The following is a 22,449-nucleotide window of genomic DNA, read 5'->3' on the forward strand; positions in this document are numbered from 1 at the left end:
AAGGAAAAATAAGATGCAACTTAATAAAGTTCTTAAAGGCTTGATGATTGCACTACCAGTAATGGCAGTAACAGCATGTAGCTCAAGTGATGACGCAACTTCTTCAACTTCTGGTACTGAAACTAACCAAACAACTGGTTCAGAAGGTAACAACACTGTAGATACAACTGTTGTAACTCCAATTGACGCTAACGGTCAACTTTCAGAGCAAGAGCTAAAAGAGCAAGCACTACGCGAAACTCAAACTATTTACTTCGCTTTTGATAACTCAACTATCGCTGGTGACTACGAAGCTATGCTTTCTGCTCACGCTGCTTACCTAAGCAAAAACGTGAACATGAGCGTAACTATTGAAGGTCATGCTGATGAGCGTGGTACTCCAGAGTACAACATTGCTCTAGGCGAGCGTCGTGCTGAAGCTGTTGCAAAATACCTACAAGCGCTAGGTGTTCAAGCTGACCAAATCTCTATCGTAAGCTACGGTGAAGAGAAGCCACTTCTTCTAGGTCAATCTGAAGATGTGTACGCTAAAAACCGTCGTGCAGTACTAGTTTACTAATTTTAGTAAATTATCTAATTGAGGAAATGCCTCATGTTCAGTAACACTAAGCGAGCAGTTATGCTTACGTTACTGGCAAGTGCAGCGAACTTAGTGTTCGCTGCACCAGCTCCAGTATCAGAAATCAATAACTCCACCGCAACCTCTACAACTTCTTCTAGTCCCTCAGCTAGCGAATCTGATATTCAACGTCTTGAAAGGTTATTGCAGAACCGAAATCGTGTTCAGTTGCAGATGCAACAGCAAATTGACGAGATGTCTCTTGAAATCAGCGAACTGCGCGGTCAGCTAGAACGAAATAGCTATGATATGCAGCAGATGTTGGAACGCCAACGTCAATTGTTTATCGAATTAGATCGCGTACGAAATGAAGTGAAAACTTCAGGTAAAGCGGTTGTTTCAGTTGATAACGCAGCTGAATCTGGTGATTCTACCGGTACTTTTAGTACGGATGTTGATGAGCAAACTGCTTATCAAAATGCTGTAGATATGATTTTAAAGCAACGTGACTATACTGGTGCGATTGCTGCATTTCAGCAGTTCCAAAAAGACTTTCCTGATTCGACATTTACGCCTAATTCACATTATTGGTTAGGGCAGCTTTATTTTGCTAAGAAGCAAGATAAAGAGGCAGTAAAAAGTTTTGCCGCTGTAGTTGCTTACTCTGATTCGAATAAACGAGCAGATGCTTTAGTTAAACTTGGTGATATTTCAGCTAGAAATAACAATCAAGAACAGGCTAAAAAGTATTATCAACAAGTGGTCGCTGAGTACCCGAATAGTGCTTCAGCTAAAGTCGCAAAGACTCACTTATAGTGAATAAAGGAAGAGGTGCATTTAGCGCCTCTTTTTTCATTTTAGGCCTCCCCATAATCCTTTTTGATCCTTATGCCTCTCAGGTGTAGAATGCTCGTATTATAGGAAGTTGCATAGAGCAAGAGCAATGAGCCACATATTAGACAAAATCGAAACCGTTTATCCTTTCCCGCCAAAGCCAGTACCACTAAGTGTTGCTCAAAAATTGGCGCATCTTGCAAACATTAAACAGCTATTAAAAGAAAAAGACGCTGTTTTGATTGCACACTATTACACAGATCCTGAAATTCAAGCTTTAGCTGAAGAAACCGGTGGTTTTGTTGGTGACTCTTTAGAGATGGCTAAATTTGGTAATCGTCATTCAGCAAGTACTTTAATTATTGCTGGTGTACGTTTTATGGGTGAATCTGCAAAAATTCTAACCCCAGAAAAACGTATCTTGATGCCAACTTTAGAAGCAGAGTGCTCACTAGATTTAGGCTGTCCCGCTGATAAATTCTCTGAATTTTGTGATGCTCACCCGGACCATACAGTCGTTGTTTATGCCAATACTTCTGCTGCTGTGAAGGCTCGTGCTGACTGGGTAGTAACATCAAGTATTGCGCTTGAAATTGTAGAAAGCTTAGATGCTGAAGGTAAACCAATTATTTGGGGACCAGACCGTCATTTAGGTTCATACATTGCCAATCAAACAGGTGCGGACATGTTGCTTTGGCAAGGTGAGTGTATTGTTCATGATGAGTTTTCAGCTGATGCACTAAAGAAAATGAAATCAGTCTACCCTGAAGCCGCAATTCTTGTGCATCCTGAATCACCAGCTAGTGTGGTTGAACTTGCAGACGCTGTTGGCTCGACAAGTCAGCTGATCAAGAAAGCAAAAGAGCTACCTCATAAGCAAATGATTGTGGCGACTGATAAAGGCATTTTCTTCAAAATGCAGCAATTAGTGCCTGAAAAAGAATTGATTGAAGCGCCTACAGCAGGTGCTGGTGCTACTTGTCGTAGCTGTGCTCATTGCCCATGGATGGCTATGAACGGCTTACAAGCGATCGAAAACGCATTAGAAAATGGTGGAGAGCAGCATGAAATCTTCGTTTCTGAAGAGTTAAGAGTCAAATCTTTGATCCCTTTGAACCGCATGTTAGATTTTGCTGAACAGCTTAATCTACAGGTAAAAGGTAACGCTTAAACTTAGCTGTTTCATCTTAACAAAAACCAGCGTTCGCTGGTTTTTTTGTATCTGGTTTATATCATCCGATTATTGATGTTGAAATTGATATTACGGTGAAGCATTATGAACTAACAAGTATGCTAAAAGAGGTCTAAAAATATTTTAACATGATGATTTGGCTGCAATTAAAACGTTGGGTACAAGCGAATGTTTTTGTGCTGAATGGCAAGAATTTATTTTTAACTTTTCTAGGTTACTCAGTTCTGTCTTGGGTACTTCTAGTTGCTGCAAATGAAACAGCGTTAACTGAGTCGTTTACGACATTTGTTTATTACCTAGTCGTGACAGGCTCTACTGTTGGTTACGGTGATATGTCCCCGACAACAGATCTGGGGCGCTGGATTGTAATTTTGTTTGTAATCCCCGGTGGTTTGAGTTTATTTGCTGGGATACTAGGCAAATTAGCGACAGAAGGTATTCATTATTGGCGAGCTGGTCTATTAGGAAAAAGGAGAGTACGGGTGGAAAATCATATTTTGATGTTGGGGTGGAATGAGCAAAGAACGATACACCTGATTCGTATGCTACAACATGAAGAAACAGGAAGACGACCTATTGTTTTGTGTACTCGCTCCGATATCGAAAACCCGCTACCTGGAGAAATCAGCTTCGTTAAAGTCAACAGCTATACCGATGGCAAAGAAATGGAAAAGACAGGGATAGAGAGTGCGAGCTGTATTCTTATAGATAGCCCTGAAGATGATATTACTCTTTCTGCAGCGCTATATTGTGCGAATCGAAATCCACAAGCGCATTTGCTTGTTTACTTCAAAGATGAAGCGTTAAGTGATCTTCTTCATCAGCATTGCCCTAATTCAGAGTGTATTCCTGCTGTGGGTGCTGAAATGCTGGCAAAAGCTGCAGTTGACCCAGGCTCAAGTGCGCTACATCAAGAACTTTTGAGTTCAACAAGGGGGATGACTCAATACTCGACCCATTACCCTGAAGGTTCACCAACAATCACTGTTTCACCTATTTTTTCGATGTTTAAAGCCGATTATCAAGCGACCTTAATTGCAATTGATGTTGGGAATGGAATAGAGCTGAACCCAGACCTCAACACTGTTATAACTGAAGGTACGAAGCTGTTTTATATCGCCGACGAACGAATTGATAGCTTTGACTGGAAGTCGTTAAACTCTTAGAAATCAGTTTAGTTACACTGTGTGTGAGTTCGTTGATGATGTCACCAAATAAAAGGTCTCAGAAATTCTGAGACCTTTTATTTTTGTACTGGATCCAGCAATTACTGATAATCTCAGTTAATTACTTGCCTTCAATTATTACTGTTCTTCAGCTAACGCAATGCCGCGTTGAGTGATTCCGCATAGCATGACGGGCACAGCATTGAAGATCTCTTCAAATTGCTCTAAGCCTTCGATACCTTGCTCTGCTAATGTTGCAATAGAAGTTTCAGGGTCAAACAGCATACTCAATGAAAGCAATACACCACCGAGCAGAGCATTGTCTTCGCTGTCTTCTGGCATTAAAGTTTCCCAGTCATCACGAGAAATTTGCCAACCTTGAAGCAAACCTTCACAAAAGTCTCGAGCTGCACTATTCACAACTTCTTCATCGTCAAGTTGGCAAGCTTCAGGCCAAGTCCAAGTACCTTCAATTAATGCCGGTCGTGTATTGTTCCATAGCTCGATGATAACTTCGATGTAAGATTCAAGCTGTTCACCATCGCTGAATGGTGCAACCTCTTCGCCACCCCATAAGAAAGGCAACCATTCATGTGGGGTTAACACATTAGGAGCAGACGCCATTGAAGTGACAAAGCCAAGAGTTTTACTTTCTGTTAGAAGCTTTCCTTGAAGTTCAGGAAGCGCAAGAATGTCTTGTAGAGTCAAAGTTAGATACCGTAAATAAAAGAAGATATTACGTTTATGATAACAATCGTAGAAGGAACTAAAAAGCTTGAAGTAGCAGATTATTCTCGATAGTTTAAACTAAAAAGAAAACTATGAAGAATTATGTATATACGGTCGTCTTTAAAGAAAAAAAGTATGATAGCGCTTGGTTTGTATCTCGCGTTTTTTATTGCCATTATTGGTAGTGTGACTTACTTCGTTGTTGAATCTCCCGTACGAGCAAAGTTACAGCAAAATCTAGACCTTAGAACTGAATTACTCTCTTCTTTTATTTCAGAGCCACTCAATAGCTCTCAAGGCTTTTTAAATAGCATTGTTGGATTAGCTCAAACAAAACAAGCAACCCCTGATTTAGCCCTGCTATTCGCTTCTTTTCTTTCAACTAGTGATGACATTATTGTCAGCGCTGGTATTTGGCCAGAACCTTATGCTCTCAGTCCCAATAAAGTGCTTGATAGTCAATTTTTCAACAAGGCTTCCGGCGGTCAAGTTGATCAGATCTTATCCTATAATAATCCACAAGCTCTCCCTTATCATCAAGAGGGTTGGTATACCTCTGTTGTAAACCAAGCGCCGGAATTCGTCTCTTGGTCTGATGTATATATCGACCCTTATACTCATATTCAAATGATCACCGCATCTATGCCTTACTACCTTGAAGGGGAGTTTTCGGGTGTGGCAACCGTTGATTTATCATTAGATGAACTGCTTATCTTTATTAAAAATCACGCTGAAGAATATGAATTAGGTATTACTTTAAAAGATCAACATGACCAGGTACTTGTCACGCATAATTTTAATCTCGTAGAAGGGATATATATAAGTCAGCACCAGTTTGGTCAGTTTGAATGGACAGTCGATGTTGTGAACTCTAAGCGACTAGTGGCTGATGAAGTTTTCCACCAAGTTATGAGTGTTGAAAGCGGTATTGTTCCATTTCTATTGCTTTGTGTAATGGCGGGTTATTACTTGCTGAACCGTTACCTGATAAGCCCGATTACCAAGATTGCAAAGAAACTGGATGATTCCAAAACAGGAGGCATCATTGATCTGACCTACACAAGTCAGGATGAAATTGCTCACCTTATCAATACATTTAATGAAAAGACCATCTATTTAGAGGCTGAAAAGGTCAAAGCCCAGGCTTCAACTAATGCCAAAACAGCCTTTCTTGCTACTCTCTCGCATGAAATACGCACGCCTATGAATGGGGTTTTAGGTACTGCGCAGATCTTACTGAAAACAGATTTGAATGAAGATCAGAAAAAACACCTTAAAAGTTTATATGATTCCGGCGATCATATGATGACTTTATTGAATGAGATTCTAGACTTTTCAAAGATAGAGCAGGGTCACTTAGATTTAGATAAAACCAGCTTCCCACTAGATTCCATTATCGGCAGTATCAATAGTGTTTATCACACATTATCGACAGAGAAAGGCTTGCAGTTCAAAGTTTATTCGGAAGTACCAGTTGAGCGGTGGTATTACTCTGATAAAGCGCGATTAAGGCAAATATTGTTTAACCTATTGAATAATGCCGTGAAGTTTACTTCACGTGGTTTTGTTGAAGTGTATTTAAAAGAAGTGCATGAAAGGAATGATACTTATTTATCAATTAATGTCCGAGATACTGGCATTGGTATAGCAAAAGATGCTCAAGACAAAATATTTAAACCATTTGAGCAAGCGGAATCTTCGACTACCCGTCGTTATGGCGGTACAGGTCTCGGTTTGGCTATTGTTAAAAAAATCACGCAGCTAATGGAAGGTGATATCACTGTCACTAGTGAGCAGGGTATTGGAACAAGTTTTGATGTTCGATTAAAAATCCAACCTTGTAAACCAGGGTCCGTTGAAAATCTGATTCATAGAAATCTCAACTTCTCTGGAATGAAAGTCCTCATCGTTGAAGATAACCGAACCAACACCATTATCATTGAAACTTTTATGAAAAATAAAGGGTTTGAGTGTAAGAGCGTTGAAAATGGAGAGCAAGCGATACAGGCAGTTGTTGCAGAGTCTTTTGATTTAATTTTAATGGATAACCACATGCCCGTTATGGATGGCGTAGAAGCAACTCTCGCCATTAGGGCTTTAGCGGGCGATGCTCGTTCAGTACTTATTTTTGGTTGTACAGCCGATGTATTTAAAGAAACCAGAGAAAGGATGTTAGGAGCGGGGGTGGACTATATTATCGCTAAACCAATTGACGAGCGTGAATTGGATGATGCACTTTATCGCCATTCAAAAAAATTGTATCAATATAGCCCAGAAAAACAGCCATCAGAACAGGTTGATGAAAGCTTGGAGGACCTTCTTGTGGCACTTTATGTAGCACTTGAAGATAGAAATAATCAAGATGCACATATTGTTCTGGAGAAACTACAAATCCTAGCTCAGCCTAAAAATGATGATTTATTAATTAGTACTATTAATGAGTCAATTCAAGCACTAACAAATTCAACATTCCCTAGTAAAGACAAAATAGACCTAATTACAGTAAAGCTCTCGGATGTATAATTTGTATTAAACTTTCAGTAATTAATTTTCAAAATCAACAAAAACCAGACTGGTGTCACTTTTTTGGTGATTCCATCTAGTTCTATACGCTTTTTTGGTTGTTAATTTACCTCTTGGTTTCATATTTGGAATGTAACACTGCAAATGTTGTGATTTAATAGCGATATTCTCTGGGTTGCTTGCTGATAGCCTTTTTATATGTTACTAAATTGCCTCTTTGGTAGTTGTATGTTTTGGTGGTAGTGCAATGAAATCTCGTGGTCCATTTTGTCTTCGCAATGCAGCAGCGGATACATTTGCTATGGTTGTTTTCTGTTTTATTTCAGGAATGATTGTTGAGATCTTCATATCAGGCATGTCATTTGAGCAATCACTAGCTTCTAGAATGCTATCAATACCTGTGAATATTGCTATTGCGTGGCCTTACGGTGTGTTCCGTGATTGGTTTTTACGTAATGGAGCGAAACTGTCAGGAACTTCGTTGATGAAGAATATTTCTGACTTGGTGGCTTATGTGCTTTTCCAGTCTCCCGTGTATGCAGGAATCTTGTTTGCTGTTGGAGCGTCTACGGATCAAATCATTACTGCTGTAACCAGTAATGCAGTGATTTCATGTGGTATGGGAGTGCTTTATGGTTACTTTCTGGATATGTGTCGTAAGTGGTTTAAAGTGCCAGGTTATTACCAACAAGCTTAAGCTTTAGTGCTCTATATCTATCTGAATTGGTTTGTTTTTGATCTAATGAGTTGTTTTGTAATCAAACAAACACAATTAAGTGACTTTTTTAGTGAAGTCGCTTGACCGCAAGACCGATAGACATTAAATTAGCACCCCGTTGAGCAGCAAGCTTAACAAACAATATGGTGAGGTGTCCGAGTGGCTGAAGGAGCACGCCTGGAAAGCGTGTATACGGCAACGTATCGAGGGTTCGAATCCCTCCCTCACCGCCATATTTAGAAAAAGACGTCTTAGGGCGTCTTTTTTCGTATCTGAAGCGATAACATTTTACATTAGATACAGAGCGATTTTCTCTCCTGTTCGATACACTTATCGCGCTTCTCACCTTTATGCATGAGCGTTAGCCTAGTCACCTCAAATTTAGTCTACTAGAAGCTTGTTGTATTCATTAAGAAGTATCATATTGCTTGTAATGAGAACGTCACTCTTCGCTTTTTAGATTACGAACCCAATGAAAATACTGCTGATTTTTGCTTGCCTGATTCTCCCAATTGCTTTCGTGATTGGTATGCACAACTTAATTGCCCACTTTATGATTCCAAGAGTCATGCAATCTCAAGCGAGTCGATCACTTTACTTTATTTCTGCTTTTATTGGCGTCCCTATTCATGAGTTGTCACATGCTTTCTTTGCTGTTTTGTTCAGGCATAAAATTGACAAAATGTGTTTATTTCAGCGAGAAAGCAGCGGGCGGCTAGGCTATGTTCAGCATCGCTGGAATACTCGTTCTTTATACCAAGTTATTGGTCTGTTCTTTATTGCCATTGCCCCGCTTTTTGGTGCGGGGTTAGTTATCGTGTTGAGCCGGTATTCTTTTAATATCCCAATTGAAGGTTTTCACTACACTACTCAGAACGCCAACCTTGTTGATATGGTGAAAGTGATTTACTCAAATATGACTATTTTGACTCACTCAGCAATGGGTCAGTGGCATGCTTTTGCTTGGCTTATTGCGATGTCTCTGATTAGTTTTCACTGTATTCCAAGCCGTACCGATTTTAATCATGCCCTGAAAGGGTCTTTTATTGTTCTTGCCGTTATTAGCTTGCTGCTGGTGAGTTTTGACGTTCTCAATTTTCAGAGCGCGAGCAGTATTATTTTTGTTGTTTGGTCTGTCAGCGTGACTATGTTGAGCCTTGTATTTGTTTCTTCGCTACTTTGGTGGGGTATTCTGCTTTTATTCTCATTCATACCAAGTCGCTAGTGTTATTTATATTATGGATTAAAAAAACATATCACTGATGTTTGGTATATTGGAAAGCAGATGTAGTTAAATAGAAGTGAATAGCTCAATAGAATTGAATAGCTAAATAGATGGAACTAAGGGTAGGGAATGGAATTAGAGATATTTGTTGTTGATGCATTTTCAAAAAAGCGGTTCGGTGGCAATTCAGCTGCTGTGATTGTTGTTAATGATTGGTTAGAAGTCGCCGTAATGCAGTCGATAGCGGCTGAAAATAATTTATCTGAAACGGCGTTTGTAAAGCCATTGGGTGGCAATCGATATTTCATCCGTTGGTTTTCACCTCTGACCGAGATTGATTTTTGCGGTCATGCAACTTTAGCTTCGTCCTACGTTTTATTTAATTACTTGAATGTTCGAGAAGAGATTCATTTTGAAACCCTTGAAGTAGGTACATTGACTGTCACTCAAGAGGCAGACTCGCGAATTGTGATGAGTTTTCCAAATCAGAAACCAGAACTGGTTAACGATATTCCTAAAAATTTATTGGATGGGTTAACGATCAAACCTGTTCAGGTGCTTAAAAATCGCCAGGCTTATGTCGCTGTTCTCGCATCTGAAGGTGAAGTGAAAGACATTGAATATCATACGGAGCTTTTGAAAACGTTATCGCCTTTAGATGTAGTTGTGACAGCCCAAGGAAGTGAATATGACTTTGTTTCTCGCTATTTTTGGCCAGATAACGGTGGGCTAGAAGATCCTGTTACTGGGTCTATTCACGCAGGGTTAGCGCCATACTGGAGTGAGCAATTGGGCAAATCTGAGCTTGTTGCATTTCAGGCATCAAAACGAGGAGGCGTATTGTACTGCTCGCTTGAGGAAGATCGGGTATTAGTCTCTGGATATGGAGTTTTATATCTGCGAGGCAGTATCAATATTTAATAAGCTATGAGCGAATGAATATGTGGAAAGTTGCGAGCTTCTAGCGTGTTTCATACTATCACCTTGAATATATCAGTTACCTAATACAGCGGTCATATTTAAGGTGAGAATGATGGAAACCAAATCAAAACTAGGAAGTAAAGATCAGTTAGATAGCCAAGACAAGTTACACAGTGGGGATGTGTACTTTTGTGATGACGAATCGTTAGCGCATCAACAAATGCAGTGTTTAGATATTCTATATGACTTTAATCAGACTCGACCAAGTGAAATAAAAAAGCGCGGTGACATTTTACATGCGCTGTTTGCTGAAATTGGTGATGACTGTTATATCGAGCCGCCATTACGAGCCAACTGGGGAAAGCATACTCATCTAGGTAATAACGTGTATGCAAACTTTAATTTAACCCTAGTAGACGACACTCATATCTATATCGGCAATTCCGTTATGATTGGACCCAATGTGACGATTGCTACGGCAGGGCATCCTATAGAGCCTACTCTACGTTTAAAAGTGGCTCAGTTTAACATTCCCGTACATATTAAAGATAATGTTTGGATTGGGGCTAACTCCGTTGTATTGCCTGGGGTCACAATAGGTGAAAACTCCGTTATTGGAGCTGGTAGTGTGGTAACCCAAGATATCCCGAGTGGTGTCGTTGCAGTCGGAAACCCCTGTCGTGTCATGCGTCCTATCAATGAACGAGATCGAGAGTTCTACTACAAGCAGCGAAGAATAAATCTAGCCCCAAATGTTACAGAGTAAAAAATTCTCCTAATTTGCATCGCTCTTAGTTTGAGCTTTGAGCTTGCATGTCAGGGAATTTTCTTTGGTATCTAGGCAGCATTGACTCATTACCTAAAATGCCACCTTGGTGAATATACAAGATAGTTTTGGCCGGGTTCTCTTCTTGCCACTTTTCTAAGCATTGCCACATAAGAGGGTCGTAAAGTAGGTCAAACTCAACATCGGTTTGATATTCTAGATCTAACCAAGTTTGGTAATCTTTAGCGTACAGTTTTCCAAAATGGTGCTTGTAGTCGAGTGATAATATTTGCGGATGGTCAGTTTCATTCAGTTCATTGAATTGAGCCGTTAAATACTCACTTCCCCCCACACAAGGGCAGGTTAACACTGGGATATTATGTATTTTTAGATACTTATGGAGATACAGAGCAGTGCAGCCAGTCCCGGATGGAAGGGCGACAACAAAGTCATGGTTAGGCTCAAACCGGGTCCAACTCAGTACTTCCATCGCTAACTGCTTAATACCGTATTCAGATAAAGTGGAACGCCCGCCTTCAGGTAAAAATATACAGTGAGAGTCTGGTTGCCTTATTTGGGTAATGTAATCAGCAGGGTGAAGCCCAGTTTCAGTTTTACCCACTTCAATGATTTTTGCACCTAAATCTAAAGCGCCACGATAGTTCCCTAAAGGACGTTCAATTAGCCATTTGGGTATATGATCGACATAGAATTCAAATTTCCAACCACGGATTCTTGCTAAAGCCGCTAAAGAATAAAATGAGTTCGCTTGTGCAGAACCATAACTGATTAAAGTGGTTGTGTTTGGGTGGCTATCTTCTAATAGCTTCATGAACTTTCGGGCTTTGTTGCCAGAAAAATGTGAATGAAGTTGGTCGTCTCGTTTTAAGAAGAAAGTACGGTCGTTAATTTGGTGCTGAGTGATTGGGCTGTTAGTTAACTTCATAATTAGGCTAGCTAGAACGGATTATGGAATTATCTAGTAGTGGTTTTGAGCTGTAAATGGATAGCATCAAACTTTAGTGATAAATGCAGCGTTATGGAGCTGCATTTATGCAGAGGCTAAGGGCTAACGAACTCATGCTTGAAAATGATTTGAGCTATACAACCACCAGTAGACCGATTTTTTAATTCAAAATCCCACTCGAAACGGTTACACAGGTCTTCAACCACCAGTAAACCTAGCCCGTGACCATTAGGGTTATATTGCTCTTGTAGCCCCTTTCCTTCATCTTCAATACTTATTTGAGAGTCAGTTAATGTGATGTGAACTTTGCCATTAGAAGACGTTGCCGCAATAGCATTTCTTATCAAATTGCCAATCAACATATTCATAATTGCGTCAGTTGCGTGAATGTTTGGCTCACTTTCAATTTGTGTTAGTAGGCTTATCTCTTTCTCATTCGCCTGGGCAGAGTTTTGTTCAATAATGGCGTCAAGTTCATCCTTGGTAAAAACGCGAATGGGTGAATCATCGCTGTTTCTTTCATAGCGAACTAAGCCTAATAAAGCATCGACCATAGTCGACATTTGAATGATTGCGTCGTCGATTCGATCAACTTGGCGGCTTTGAAAGTCGGTCATTTCACTGCGCTGTAATAGCTTATTTGCACCTCTGACTACGGTTAATGGAGTGCGTAGTTCATGGCTGGCATATCGCGCAAAAGCTTGTTCACGTTTTACGAGCGAATTAATTTCACGGCGGTATTCATTTAATTGCTCAGTTAACTTTCTAAACTCAACTGCAGCTCCATCATTCACAGAAAACTCTTCATTGAGATCTTGTTTATTCGTCTCAAGCTGTTCTGCTAATGAGTTGAAAGGTTCAATAAGGCGTTTAGACAAGCGATATAACAAAGCCCCAAAACTGAATGATAAAATGGCGAAGAGAGTAAGGACTAATATACTCGAATAAATTAACTCATTGACGGAAAACTCCACCCTGTCAATTTCAGAGAGTAGCACCAGTGGGTGAGTTTCCCCTTTGTCGGAATATTCACCAATATATAGCATTCTAGAGTGAGGGTCGTCGCCCACTTCCCCGATGAAGCTATCGATACCATCAATGTATTGATTATATGCCTTGGGAATAATCGAAAGGTCATTATAAGCGACAGTGAGAGAGTCAATTTGTATGACACTGTTATTGCTTGATCGAAAAAGTTCAATAGCCGCATTTCGATCGATCAGGATTCTTCGTTCACCTACTCTATCTTCAGAAATGTATAAAGCGGCATTAAAAATAACATAAATGAATCCGGCAATAATCACAGACATCAATGCAAAAAATAGAGCGAGCCGCCCCGTTAAGGTTTTTGTGCTTGATACTAGATTAAGGATCAATTGGGCTGCTCCAATCGGAATCCAACTTTAGGTACGGTAATCAACATTTGTTTAGCGAAAGGTTTGTCTAATTGGTTACGTAGTTGGTAGATATGGCTGCGAAGTACATCATTATTAGGTTCGTCTTCTTCCCATAATTTGTAGGAGATCTCTTCTCTAGTGACGACTTGCGGGGCGCTTTGGCATAGCATTTCTAGAATAGTGTACGTGGTTGGATTCAGAGCCAGCAATTTATCTTGGCGATAAGCTTTTCGAGTCTTTTGGTCTATGGTTAATTCGCTAAATTGAAGCTTAGTAGAAGCGACATTTCCACGGTAGCGGCGAACCAAGGCTTTCATTCTTGCTTCAAGGATATCTAAATCAAAAGGTTTAGTGAGGTAGTCGTCGGCACCGTGATCAAAGCCTTTGAGCATGTCTTCTCGACTATCTAAAGCGGTGAGCATTAAAATGGGCGTTGCATTGCCAGCCTCACGCAATTTATTACATACCGTTAAACCATCCATCCTCGGGAGCATAAGGTCTAATATAATAATGTCAAAAGAGTTCTCTAAAGCAAGTTGTAAACCTAGCTCGCCATTATCGGCATAATCTAATTCCATTCCGATGCATTCAAAGTAATCAAATAGTACGCCAGCAATCTCGCGGTTATCTTCAACTAACAAAACTCGTTTCATGGATTTCTCATGTAGTAATTGACCTTACTCATCATCCTGATTGAGCGTGAAAAATATGTCAACAACATAACTTTCATGAAGGGACCGTTATGCTATTGATAGTTTAAATAGATATAGAAGATAGCCTTATGCCGAAGTTAAAAATTAGACACAATACTATCCATAATGAGCATATAAAGCCTGCGATTTCCTTATCCATCATCGTTCCTTTTTTTAATGAAGAAGAAGTACTCGGTGAGTTTCATTCACGTTTAACTTCGGTGCTAGATGGCTTAGAAGAGAACTGTGAAATTGTTTATATCGATGATGGGAGTACCGATAAAAGCTTAGCATTGGTTGAAAGTTTTAAGTCGGTGAATAGCGCTATATCGGTTATTGGATTAAGTCGAAATTTTGGTAAAGAAGCGGCGATGAGTGCAGGTTTGGAGCACTGTCGTGGGCAAGCGATCATTTTATTGGATGCGGATCTTCAAGATCCCCCCGAGTTGATTCCTGAAATGATGGCAAAATGGCGTGAAGGCTATGATGTCGTCAATATGCAGCGTAAAGAGCGCAATGGCGAAACTTGGTTCAAAAAATTCTCAGCAGCAAGCTTTTATCGAGTAATGAATATACTCGTTAAAATAGATGTGCCGGAAAATGTGGGTGACTTTCGCTTATTAAGCCGTGAAGTTGTGGATCACATAAACCAGCTTCCAGAACGTAATCGTTACATGAAAGGCATTTTCTCTTGGCCTGGGTTTAGGCAAACCACTATTCAATTTAAACGAGATGCTCGTTTTTGTGGTGAAACTAAATGGAACTATTTGAAGTTGGTTGGCTTAGCGATGGACGGCATCACTTCTTTCTCTATTCGCCCGCTTCGTATCGCTTCTGTGGTTGGTGGCTTAGTTGCTTTAAGTGCCTTTGTTTACGGCATGTTTATCGTTTTTAAAACCATGATGTTTGGTGAAGCCATTTCTGGTTACCCTTCAATGATGGTCGTGCAATTGGCGTTAGGTGGTATTCAACTTTTAAGCATTGGGCTTTTAGGGGAATACATCGGGCGTATTTTCATTGAAACCAAAGGTCGTCCTTTGTACTTAATCCAATCCGTTGCCGACAAACCAGCATTAAAAAACAGTTTGATACTTGAGGAATCAGCATGAGCTTCAGCTTAAATAGAACTCACTTATGGAGCTTACTTGCCTTTGCTCTTTTACTTAGGCTGATCTCGTTAGCCACATACCCGTTAATGGACACAACTGAAGCACGCTACGGTGAAATGGCTCGGTTGATGGTTGAAACCGGTAATTGGCTAACACCACAATTTGATTACGGCATCCCTTTTTGGGGTAAGCCGCCATTGTTTACTTGGATGAGTGCTGTAGGCATTGAATTGTTTGGGCTAAATGAATTTGCTGTTCGTGCCCCACATTGGCTTGCAGGCGTAATGACTATTGGCATTATTGCTTATATGGCGAAAAGAACAGGGCAAAGTGCTTTGGTTGCCTGCGTGGTATTAGCAACCTGCGGAATTTTCTCGATTGCGGCAGGTGCCGTGATGACAGACATGGCGCTGACATTGGCAATGACCATGGCTATGGTTGGTTTTTACTTCTGTTGGAAAGGCGATGGTAGCGATAAAACCAATAAACTTTGGGGTTACCTTGGATTTGTTGGGCTAGCGTGTGGCTTGCTAGCTAAAGGTCCGGTAGCGGTCGTGATTATGGGCATTGCTGTTTTTCCATGGTTAGTATTGCAGCACGGTTTAATTGGCGCGTTTGTTCAGTTATGGAAGCGTTTTCCTATTGTTTCGGGCATCGTTATTATGCTGGTTATCGCATTACCTTGGTACATTATGGCTGAAGCTGCAACACCGGGCTTTATCGATTACTTTATTATAGGTGAGCACTTTAAGCGCTTTGTTGTGAGCGGTTGGGAAGGGGATTTATACGGCTCGGCTCATGATGAGACAAGAGGAATGATTTGGGTATTCTGGATTCAATCTGCAGCGCCTTGGTCTATTGTGTTGCCTATCTTGGCGTTCGTGCGAAGAGATAAAGTAAAGCTGGCGAACTCAGAGCATCCCGGGCTATTTTCATTTTTGATTTGCTGGTTAATCTCGCCGCTAATTCTGTTCACTATGGCTGGCAATATTTTACCTGCTTATGTTTTACCTGGTATTCCGGCTTTAGGCTTACTGATAGCAATGTTGGTGGTAGAAAAAGATAAGAAGTGGTTCTCTAGTGTTGCTCTTATTCTGCCAGTGATATTAATGATTGCTATGTTGCTTTTGAACTTGGGCAAAGCCAACCAGAAAAGTGACCGCGTTATTTTTGAACATATTGTAGATGATGCACCAAGCTTTTACATTGGCTCTCGTCCTTTCTCCGGACAATTTTATAGCCAAGGGCAAGCAAAGAAACTGATGGATATAAACCAACTAAACGATGTTTCAAAATACTATTTAATTGGTAAAAAATTGGAAGTTGAAGCGGGTATCCGTGACCATGCATTGACTTGTGTTTTAGAGCCAACCCCAGAAGCGAAACGTGTTCTGTTTACCTGTACGAATACTGGTGTGCAAGGTGAATTAGTGACTCAGTTAAATAAAGATACAACCATGGCTTTAAATGAACAGTAAAATCGTTAAGTTTGCCCTTGTTGGTGCTGGTGGCTTTGTCGTCGATTGCACTGCTTTTGCCATACTGCATTATTGGATCGGTTTACCTTTGATGTGGGCAAGAGGAGGGGCATTTATTGTTGCCGCAACCAGCACTTGGTTTGGAAATCGAGTGCTGACTTTTGAATATAAAGGTAACGGTTCATGGAGAGATAACGTAAAGCAATGGCAAAAATTCATGCTGTCAGCGTCTTTTTCCGCGGTACCCAACTTAGTGTGCTTTAAAGTGGTTAGCGGACTATTACCTACTTTTACTGGTGTAATGTTTATCGCGATGGCTATCGGAGTTTTAGTCGGAATGGTGAGTAATTATCTTCTCAGCCAGTATTGGGTTTTTGCTCGCTAACTTATCTTTAATTCATTATTTGGTGGCAAGTGTGTGTGCCAAATAATGAACTTTCAAATTAATCATCAACTTGCTGAATATGAACTAATCTATAGAAAGGACAATAGTAAAGCTAAGTAGGTTAGTTGATGAATAACACCACATTGCCCATATTATTGAGATCTATTTGTGTATTGGGCATCGTTTCTTTTGTAACGCTATTCTTATGTTTTGGGGCCGTACCACAAGTTTTAGCTGCAAGCCTAACCATCGCGGTTTTAGGCGGCTTTCTTGTTACATATTTTCAAATACAACCCCGTACCTTACCTTCTGACGAACTCTACCAAGTCCTCTTTTCCGTTAATAACGTTCTACTCCCTAAACTTGTTCGACAACTTGATTATTCTTGCCAAGACTCATCCAATTCCGTCGATCAACTAGCCTCTCTTTTCAAACAACTATCCGATCAATCCAACAAAATTTGTGGGCTTTTATCATCACAAGAATTAACGGTAGAGCAATGCCAACGCGCCACAGAAAAAGTTAAAAAAATTCATAATAAAATCATCTTACTTCTTCAATTTGGAGATAGAACTCAACAAATGCAATCTGGTGTTTTAGAGGCGTTGCATTTAATCAGCAGCCAAGTTGAAGCTGTATTAGATGACCCCAGTAAAACCAATACCTATTTTGATGAAAAGAACTTACTAGAAGCGATAGATAAAATTGAATCAAGAACAAGCAGCCACGAAGAAGTACGTAGAGATGATGTAACTTTCTTTTAAAGAAACACTCAGACCATGAACTTGGGAATAAGGGGTTAAGGATGAACAAAACAATACTGATTGTCGATGATTCAGAATCACTGAGGCAAGTTGTCAGCATCGCTTTAGTTGGTGCTGGTTACAATGTGATAGAAGCTAAAGATGGGCTAGATGGTTTAGCGAAATTAGATGGTACTAAAGTTCATTTAATTATTAGTGACGTCAATATGCCGAACATGAATGGTATTGATTTTGTAGAAGCAGTTAAAGAGCTCGCCAAGTATAAATTTACCCCCATTATTATGCTCACTACTGAAAACCAACCTTATTTGATGGAGGAAAGCCGCAAAGCTGGTGCAAAAGCGTGGTTAGCAAAACCTTTTAGACCAGATCAAATGCTGCAAGCTGTATCGAAAATATTAGAGTCGTAGGGAGGGGAAATGCCAGGAAATTATACCTATATATTGCCCGACGAATTCACCATTTACGAAGCCTCGGAAGTTTATTGCGATATCAGCGAACAACTGAATACTCATGGTCAATGTCAGATTGATGGTTCAAGAGTCGAAGAAGTCGATACGGCAGGTATTCAAATCTTGTGTAAGTTTCTTCATGATAAAAGTTTGAAGAATATTTCCCTTGTGGAGCCAAGTGCACGATTGCAAAGTGCATTTTCACTGCTGGGTCTTGAGTCGATGAGTACGCCAAACCATGACGAATGAACTTCAAGCGGCGCTCAGTACATTCGTTAATGAAGCTCGTGAATTGTTGGTGGATTTAGAGCAAGCATTACTTGAAGTTGACGGGCTAGGGCAAGAACCTAAGTCGGACAAAATTAACTCGATGTTTCGCTCTATTCATACGATTAAAGGGAGCGCGGGCTTATTTGGCTTGGATGAAATAGTCGAAATTAGTCACCGATACGAAACGATTTTGGAGCAGGTTAGAGACCAAAACCGGTCTTTAACTCAAGAACTTATCGACTTGGGTTTGAAAGTCTGTGACGTTTTAACTGATCTTATAAACTTCATTGGTAAGCCAATAGAAGGTGAAATCCAACAGCGTTATCTGAATTTATACGTAGAACTTGATAAGCATTGCCCTCGAGTCAGTTCGAATGCAAAAGCAGATTCAAACAATCAATTGAGTAGTCATCGCTCCCTTGGCACTTCCCTTCAGCTTGCACAATCTTGGCATATATCATTCAGACCCTATCCTAAAGTATTTCAAGATGGGCTAGACCCCAAAGCTTTTGTTCGATTTTTGAGTCAAATTGGTACGATTGAAGCAATCGCTGTGGTTGATGATGGTTTATTTCCATCTGCTGAACATGACGATTCTCCGTCATTAGAGTCTTTTCAATCAGAAGAATTTGACCCGGAAATTTGTTATTTGGGGTTTGAAATCCAGCTAAGTACATCGGCAACTCAGCAAGAGATTGAAGATGTGTTTGAGTTCATACAGCAAGATGCTGACATTCAGATAATTCCCCCAGACAGCGATGTCAAAACGTATATAGAGCTGATCAATCACCTTCCTGAATCGAATCAAAAGTTAGGTGAGATACTGGTTCATTGTGGGGCTTTGACTGCTCATGAATTGTCGCAAGGGTTAGTGCAACAAGAGAAGCATAAGGCACAAGAAACGAGTCATGAAACTGCCGTGAATCATGAAGTTGAAGGCGGTATTGATAGCAAGTTATCTATATCACCTTCTGAAAACATATTGACCCAAGCTGCCATTACTAATCAACACAACAAAATTCATAACAATAAAACGCTAAGAGTTGAAGCCGATAAGCTAGACAAGTTAATTGATCAAGTGGGTGAAATTGTCATTACTGGTGCCAGAACCACTTTACTAGCCCATGAAACGGGCAATGAAGACTTGATTGAAACCATCGTTCAATTGGAGCGGTTAGTTGAAAATATCAGAGATAGCTCATTACAACTGAGGATGGTTCAGGTCGGAGATACCTTTAATAAATTTAAGCGGATTGTGCGTGATGTGGCTTTATCTGTCGGAAAACAAGTGACATTGCAGATCAATGGCGCGGAGACAGAATTAGACAAAACCTTCATCGAAAAACTCAGTGACCCTTTAACCCATATTATTCGCAACGCTATCGATCACGGTATAGAACCACCAGAACAAAGAGTTCTCATGGGTAAGCCAGAAATAGGGACTATTTCATTAAATGCTTATCATGATTCGGGTTCGATTGTGATTGAAGTTCTGGATGACGGTAGAGGTTTAGATAAAGAACGGGTGATCGCTCAAGCGATTGAACAGGAGTTAATCACCAAGGCGAATCACTTAAATGAAAGAGATATATTTGCTCTCATTTTCGAACCAGGTTTTTCAACATCAGAGCAAGTGACCAATTTATCTGGTCGCGGCGTGGGCATGGATGTCGTGAAACGGAACATCGAGCAGCTTCGTGGCAATGTTGAAGTGATCAGTGAGCCTAATTTAGGAACGCAAGTCACCATACGCTTGCCTCTGACTCTGTCGATTATTGACGGCTTCCTATTTGAAATAGCAGGGACAAGTTATGTCATCCCACTTGATAACGTCGTCGAATGTTTAGAGCTTCATGAAGTTGCTCCTGATGATGTGCATGAGGGGAGAAATTTCATAGACCTTCGTGGGGAAGTACTGCCTTTTTTACGGCTTCGGGAATGGTTCGGAGCTGAAGATGAGGTCAATCACTCTCAAGAATCTTTAGTCATTGTGCAATTTGGAACACTCAGAGCGGGGTTAGTTGTCGACTCATTGCTTGGTGAATTTCAAACCGTGATTAAACCACTGGGCCGCTTATTTGAAGGTCTTAAAGGCGTTAGCGGCGCCACAATTTTAGGTAATGGCGTTGTTGCCATTATTTTAGATGTATTTTCTCTCATTCAATCAGCGGTTAGCCGACAAGAGCTTGATTGCCTTGAAAAAAATATGGATAGCGACGAGCAAGGAGCATAGCAATGCTAAATAAATTATCCATCAAGAATAAAATAATTCTCGCCATGCTTACCATGGGGGCGTTATTTCTCATTATTGCGATTTCGGTTCAAGTGAAGAACCGAGCTATTGAAGGCTATGCAATAAGCGTTGGGAGCTACGACATTCCTGAGGCGATCTTATCTTTGGCAATGCTTGATGAGTTGGGAGATATGAACTCAAATGTATTGGAGTTCATCACCGGTGAAGCAGAAGAAAAAGAAGATTTTAGAGCAAATCACACCGAACTCATTACTTTTTTTGAAGAGCTTAAACAGCTTCAAACCGTTGATGCTGTCTCTATGAGACAACTCGAAGAGCTTTCAGAGCGGTATTTTACAGATGCACAGTCGCTGGTCTTCAATGTGTTTGACCCCACTAGAGAGCAGCAAGCCGCAGATAAATATGACTACCTGATAGAAGAGTTTGCGATTCCGTTGGAGCGCCTACTCGATACATTAAAAGAAGAGGAAGTGGCTGATGCTGGTAGCTCAGGCAGTTTTGAGGAAGTCGTGAAAGATGATCTGCAAGGGGTTAGGTATTACCTTGAGTTAATCGATGAGCAAGGTGACATGATGTCGGCGTTAAATGCCTACATGAGAGGAGAGACGGGGGCCGTTAATCAATTTGAGCGGGAAGCGAGAAACTTTGCAGATTTCCTCAAAGAAATTAAACCGTTGGAGCGCCGCCCAGAAGAAATTCAGAGCCTCGCTGAAGTAGAAAGAATGTATGAAGAGTTGTATAGCGGAGGCCGGGATATCTTTGCGACATATAATCCAAGAGACAAAATTAATGCCGCAATTGAAATCGATAAATTGGAGCATGAAGTCTTCAATAAATTGGAAGATATTTTAGAGAGCATCAACAACAATGCGAGTGACCAAAGTAACCAATCCTTAGATGAACTTATTACTGCGGCTCGTGACAGTATTTCTTTGGTGTGGGGGCTGTTAGTAGCCGCAGTATTGCTGGCAATTGCAACTGCTTTGTTTTTGATTAGAGGCATTGTTATGCCAATTAAAGCCTTAGCAGAAGCGGCAGAAGATTTACGTTCTGGGGAGGGGGATTTAACAAGACGAATTCCTGATTTTGGACAAGATGAAATTGGTGAAACAGCAAAAAGCTTTAATGGGTTTATTGAGCGTTTACAAAATATTTTGCTAGATATTCAAGCATCAGTTGAAGCCATTGCTCACAGTACTAATGAGGTGAGTACCACTTCTAAAATGTTGAGCTCTACCTCCAACCAACTGGCCACCAGTGTGGAAGAAACCAGTGCTTCTCTTGATCAAATGAGCTCTTCAATATCAATGAATACGGATAATTCCAAAGTAACGAATGGTATTGCAACTCAGTCGAGCGCAGAAGCTCATGACGGCGGACAAGCAGTAAATGATACGGTCAATGCAATGACGGAAATTGCGCAAAAGATTGGAATTATTGAAGATATTGCCTACAAAACTAATCTATTAGCACTGAATGCAGCTATAGAAGCGGCACGGGCTGGTGAACACGGTAAAGGCTTTGCCGTCGTGGCAGATGAAGTTAGAAAACTTGCAGAAAGAAGCCAAGTTGCAGCCCAGGAAATCAGTACATTAGCGGACAACAGTGTGAAAGTGGCACAACATGCTGGAGACATGTTGAATCGAATGGTACCGAACATTCAAAAAACTGCAGACTTAGTTCAAGAAATTACAGCCGCATCTACAGAGCAAAGTACAAGTGTTGCTGAAATCAACCGAACAGTTTCTCAGCTTGACGATATTGCTCAACAAAATGCGTCGGCGTCTGAAGAATTGGCATCAACTGCCATCATGGTACAAGAGCAAACTGGTGAAATTCGTAAGACGGTTAATTTCTTCAAGCTTAAAAAAGCCGACCCGTATTCCCAAAGTCGACATAATCAATCTGGACCTCTTAATTACAGTCATACGCGGAACGATATTATTCAGCCAGCAGAGAAGAAAAACATGAAACATGTCGATGGTTTTATCCCATTTGATGATTAACAGCTGTGTAGGAAGTGCGCTAGATAAAGGAAATCGAGTGAG

Annotated in this window: 21 protein-coding genes and 1 tRNA gene; 18 read left to right on the plus strand and 4 right to left on the minus strand. The window is 40.6% G+C overall.

Annotated features, from left to right (window positions below; translation table 11 throughout):
• The first annotated feature begins 13 nt into the window (after positions 1 to 13).
• The 4 genes from pal to OCU78_RS05250 all read left to right on the plus strand — a co-directional run bounded on the left by pal (position 14) and on the right by OCU78_RS05250 (position 3,751).
• Complete coding sequence (gene pal, locus OCU78_RS05235) at positions 14 to 559, plus strand: peptidoglycan-associated lipoprotein Pal (RefSeq protein WP_137372503.1); 546 nt, start codon at positions 14 to 16, stop codon at positions 557 to 559.
• 33 nt (positions 560 to 592) lie between these two features.
• Entirely contained in the window at positions 593 to 1,375 is a 783-nt protein-coding gene (ybgF, locus tag OCU78_RS05240) for a tol-pal system protein YbgF (RefSeq protein WP_137372504.1), read from the plus strand.
• Positions 1,376 to 1,502: 127 nt separating this feature from the next.
• Positions 1,503 to 2,564, plus strand: coding sequence for a quinolinate synthase NadA (gene nadA, locus OCU78_RS05245; protein WP_137372505.1), 1,062 nt, complete (start codon positions 1,503 to 1,505; stop codon positions 2,562 to 2,564).
• A gap of 149 nt (positions 2,565 to 2,713) precedes the next feature.
• Entirely contained in the window at positions 2,714 to 3,751 is a 1,038-nt protein-coding gene (locus tag OCU78_RS05250; RefSeq protein WP_137372506.1) for a potassium channel protein, read from the plus strand.
• 138 nt (positions 3,752 to 3,889) lie between these two features.
• On the opposite strand, the gene OCU78_RS05255 is transcribed toward OCU78_RS05250, so the two are convergent.
• Positions 3,890 to 4,459 (minus strand): UPF0149 family protein, encoded by a 570-nt coding sequence (locus tag OCU78_RS05255; protein ID WP_137372507.1) that lies wholly within the window; start codon positions 4,457 to 4,459, stop codon positions 3,890 to 3,892.
• Positions 4,460 to 4,582: 123 nt separating this feature from the next.
• Here OCU78_RS05255 and OCU78_RS05260 point away from each other — a divergent pair, with 123 nt between their 5' ends.
• The 6 genes from OCU78_RS05260 (at position 4,583) to OCU78_RS05285 (ending at position 10,633) form a co-directional block, all read left to right on the plus strand.
• Positions 4,583 to 7,003 (plus strand): ATP-binding protein, encoded by a 2,421-nt coding sequence (locus tag OCU78_RS05260; protein ID WP_435440690.1) that lies wholly within the window; start codon positions 4,583 to 4,585, stop codon positions 7,001 to 7,003.
• Positions 7,004 to 7,250: 247 nt separating this feature from the next.
• Positions 7,251 to 7,700 (plus strand): L-alanine exporter AlaE, encoded by a 450-nt coding sequence (locus OCU78_RS05265; RefSeq protein ID WP_137372509.1) that lies wholly within the window; start codon positions 7,251 to 7,253, stop codon positions 7,698 to 7,700.
• Between the two features lie 166 nt (positions 7,701 to 7,866).
• A tRNA-Ser gene (locus tag OCU78_RS05270) sits at positions 7,867 to 7,954 on the plus strand.
• 239 nt (positions 7,955 to 8,193) lie between these two features.
• Positions 8,194 to 8,946: a hypothetical protein gene (locus tag OCU78_RS05275; RefSeq protein WP_137372510.1), complete on the plus strand. Its 753-nt coding sequence runs from the start codon at positions 8,194 to 8,196 to the stop codon at positions 8,944 to 8,946.
• Positions 8,947 to 9,075: 129 nt separating this feature from the next.
• The gene (locus OCU78_RS05280; protein ID WP_137372511.1) at positions 9,076 to 9,867 is read left to right on the plus strand and encodes a PhzF family phenazine biosynthesis protein; all 792 of its coding nucleotides are present in this window, start codon (positions 9,076 to 9,078) and stop codon (positions 9,865 to 9,867) included.
• Positions 9,868 to 9,976: 109 nt separating this feature from the next.
• On the plus strand, positions 9,977 to 10,633 hold the full coding sequence (locus OCU78_RS05285) for a sugar O-acetyltransferase (RefSeq protein WP_240701701.1): 657 nt from the start codon (positions 9,977 to 9,979) through the stop codon (positions 10,631 to 10,633).
• 25 nt (positions 10,634 to 10,658) lie between these two features.
• Here the strand turns inward: OCU78_RS05285 and OCU78_RS05290 are convergent, their stop codons facing one another.
• The 3 genes from OCU78_RS05290 to OCU78_RS05300 form a co-directional block, all read right to left on the minus strand.
• A complete protein-coding gene (locus tag OCU78_RS05290) occupies positions 10,659 to 11,579 on the minus strand; it encodes a pyridoxal-phosphate dependent enzyme (protein WP_137372512.1) in 921 nt (306 codons plus the stop codon).
• Between the two features lie 116 nt (positions 11,580 to 11,695).
• A complete protein-coding gene (locus OCU78_RS05295) occupies positions 11,696 to 12,976 on the minus strand; it encodes a sensor histidine kinase (RefSeq protein ID WP_137372513.1) in 1,281 nt (426 codons plus the stop codon).
• Complete coding sequence (locus tag OCU78_RS05300; protein WP_137372514.1) at positions 12,973 to 13,650, minus strand: response regulator transcription factor; 678 nt, start codon at positions 13,648 to 13,650, stop codon at positions 12,973 to 12,975. The genes OCU78_RS05295 and OCU78_RS05300 overlap by 4 nt, the downstream gene beginning before the upstream one ends.
• Before the next feature lie 128 nt (positions 13,651 to 13,778).
• Between OCU78_RS05300 and OCU78_RS05305 the strand changes: the two genes are divergently transcribed.
• The 8 genes from OCU78_RS05305 (at position 13,779) to OCU78_RS05340 (ending at position 22,407) form a co-directional block, all read left to right on the plus strand.
• On the plus strand, positions 13,779 to 14,798 hold the full coding sequence (locus OCU78_RS05305; RefSeq protein WP_137372515.1) for a glycosyltransferase family 2 protein: 1,020 nt from the start codon (positions 13,779 to 13,781) through the stop codon (positions 14,796 to 14,798).
• A complete protein-coding gene (locus OCU78_RS05310) occupies positions 14,795 to 16,276 on the plus strand; it encodes an ArnT family glycosyltransferase (protein ID WP_137372516.1) in 1,482 nt (493 codons plus the stop codon). Before OCU78_RS05305 ends, OCU78_RS05310 begins: the two co-directional genes overlap by 4 nt.
• Positions 16,266 to 16,661 (plus strand): GtrA family protein, encoded by a 396-nt coding sequence (locus tag OCU78_RS05315; RefSeq protein ID WP_137372517.1) that lies wholly within the window; start codon positions 16,266 to 16,268, stop codon positions 16,659 to 16,661. Before OCU78_RS05310 ends, OCU78_RS05315 begins: the two co-directional genes overlap by 11 nt.
• A gap of 128 nt (positions 16,662 to 16,789) precedes the next feature.
• Complete coding sequence (locus tag OCU78_RS05320; protein WP_137372518.1) at positions 16,790 to 17,425, plus strand: hypothetical protein; 636 nt, start codon at positions 16,790 to 16,792, stop codon at positions 17,423 to 17,425.
• A gap of 41 nt (positions 17,426 to 17,466) precedes the next feature.
• Entirely contained in the window at positions 17,467 to 17,835 is a 369-nt protein-coding gene (locus OCU78_RS05325; RefSeq protein ID WP_137372519.1) for a response regulator, read from the plus strand.
• A 9-nt stretch (positions 17,836 to 17,844) separates the two neighbouring features.
• The gene (locus OCU78_RS05330) at positions 17,845 to 18,126 is read left to right on the plus strand and encodes an STAS domain-containing protein (protein ID WP_137372520.1); all 282 of its coding nucleotides are present in this window, start codon (positions 17,845 to 17,847) and stop codon (positions 18,124 to 18,126) included.
• Entirely contained in the window at positions 18,116 to 20,380 is a 2,265-nt protein-coding gene (locus OCU78_RS05335) for a chemotaxis protein CheA (protein WP_137372521.1), read from the plus strand. The genes OCU78_RS05330 and OCU78_RS05335 overlap by 11 nt, the downstream gene beginning before the upstream one ends.
• A 2-nt stretch (positions 20,381 to 20,382) precedes the next feature.
• Positions 20,383 to 22,407, plus strand: a complete 2,025-nt coding sequence (locus OCU78_RS05340; RefSeq protein WP_240701702.1) for a methyl-accepting chemotaxis protein — start codon at positions 20,383 to 20,385, stop codon at positions 22,405 to 22,407.
• Positions 22,408 to 22,449: the final 42 nt, after the last annotated feature.

It is taken from the genome of Vibrio gallaecicus (assembly GCF_024347495.1).
GTDB classification, from domain to species: domain Bacteria; phylum Pseudomonadota; class Gammaproteobacteria; order Enterobacterales; family Vibrionaceae; genus Vibrio; species Vibrio gallaecicus.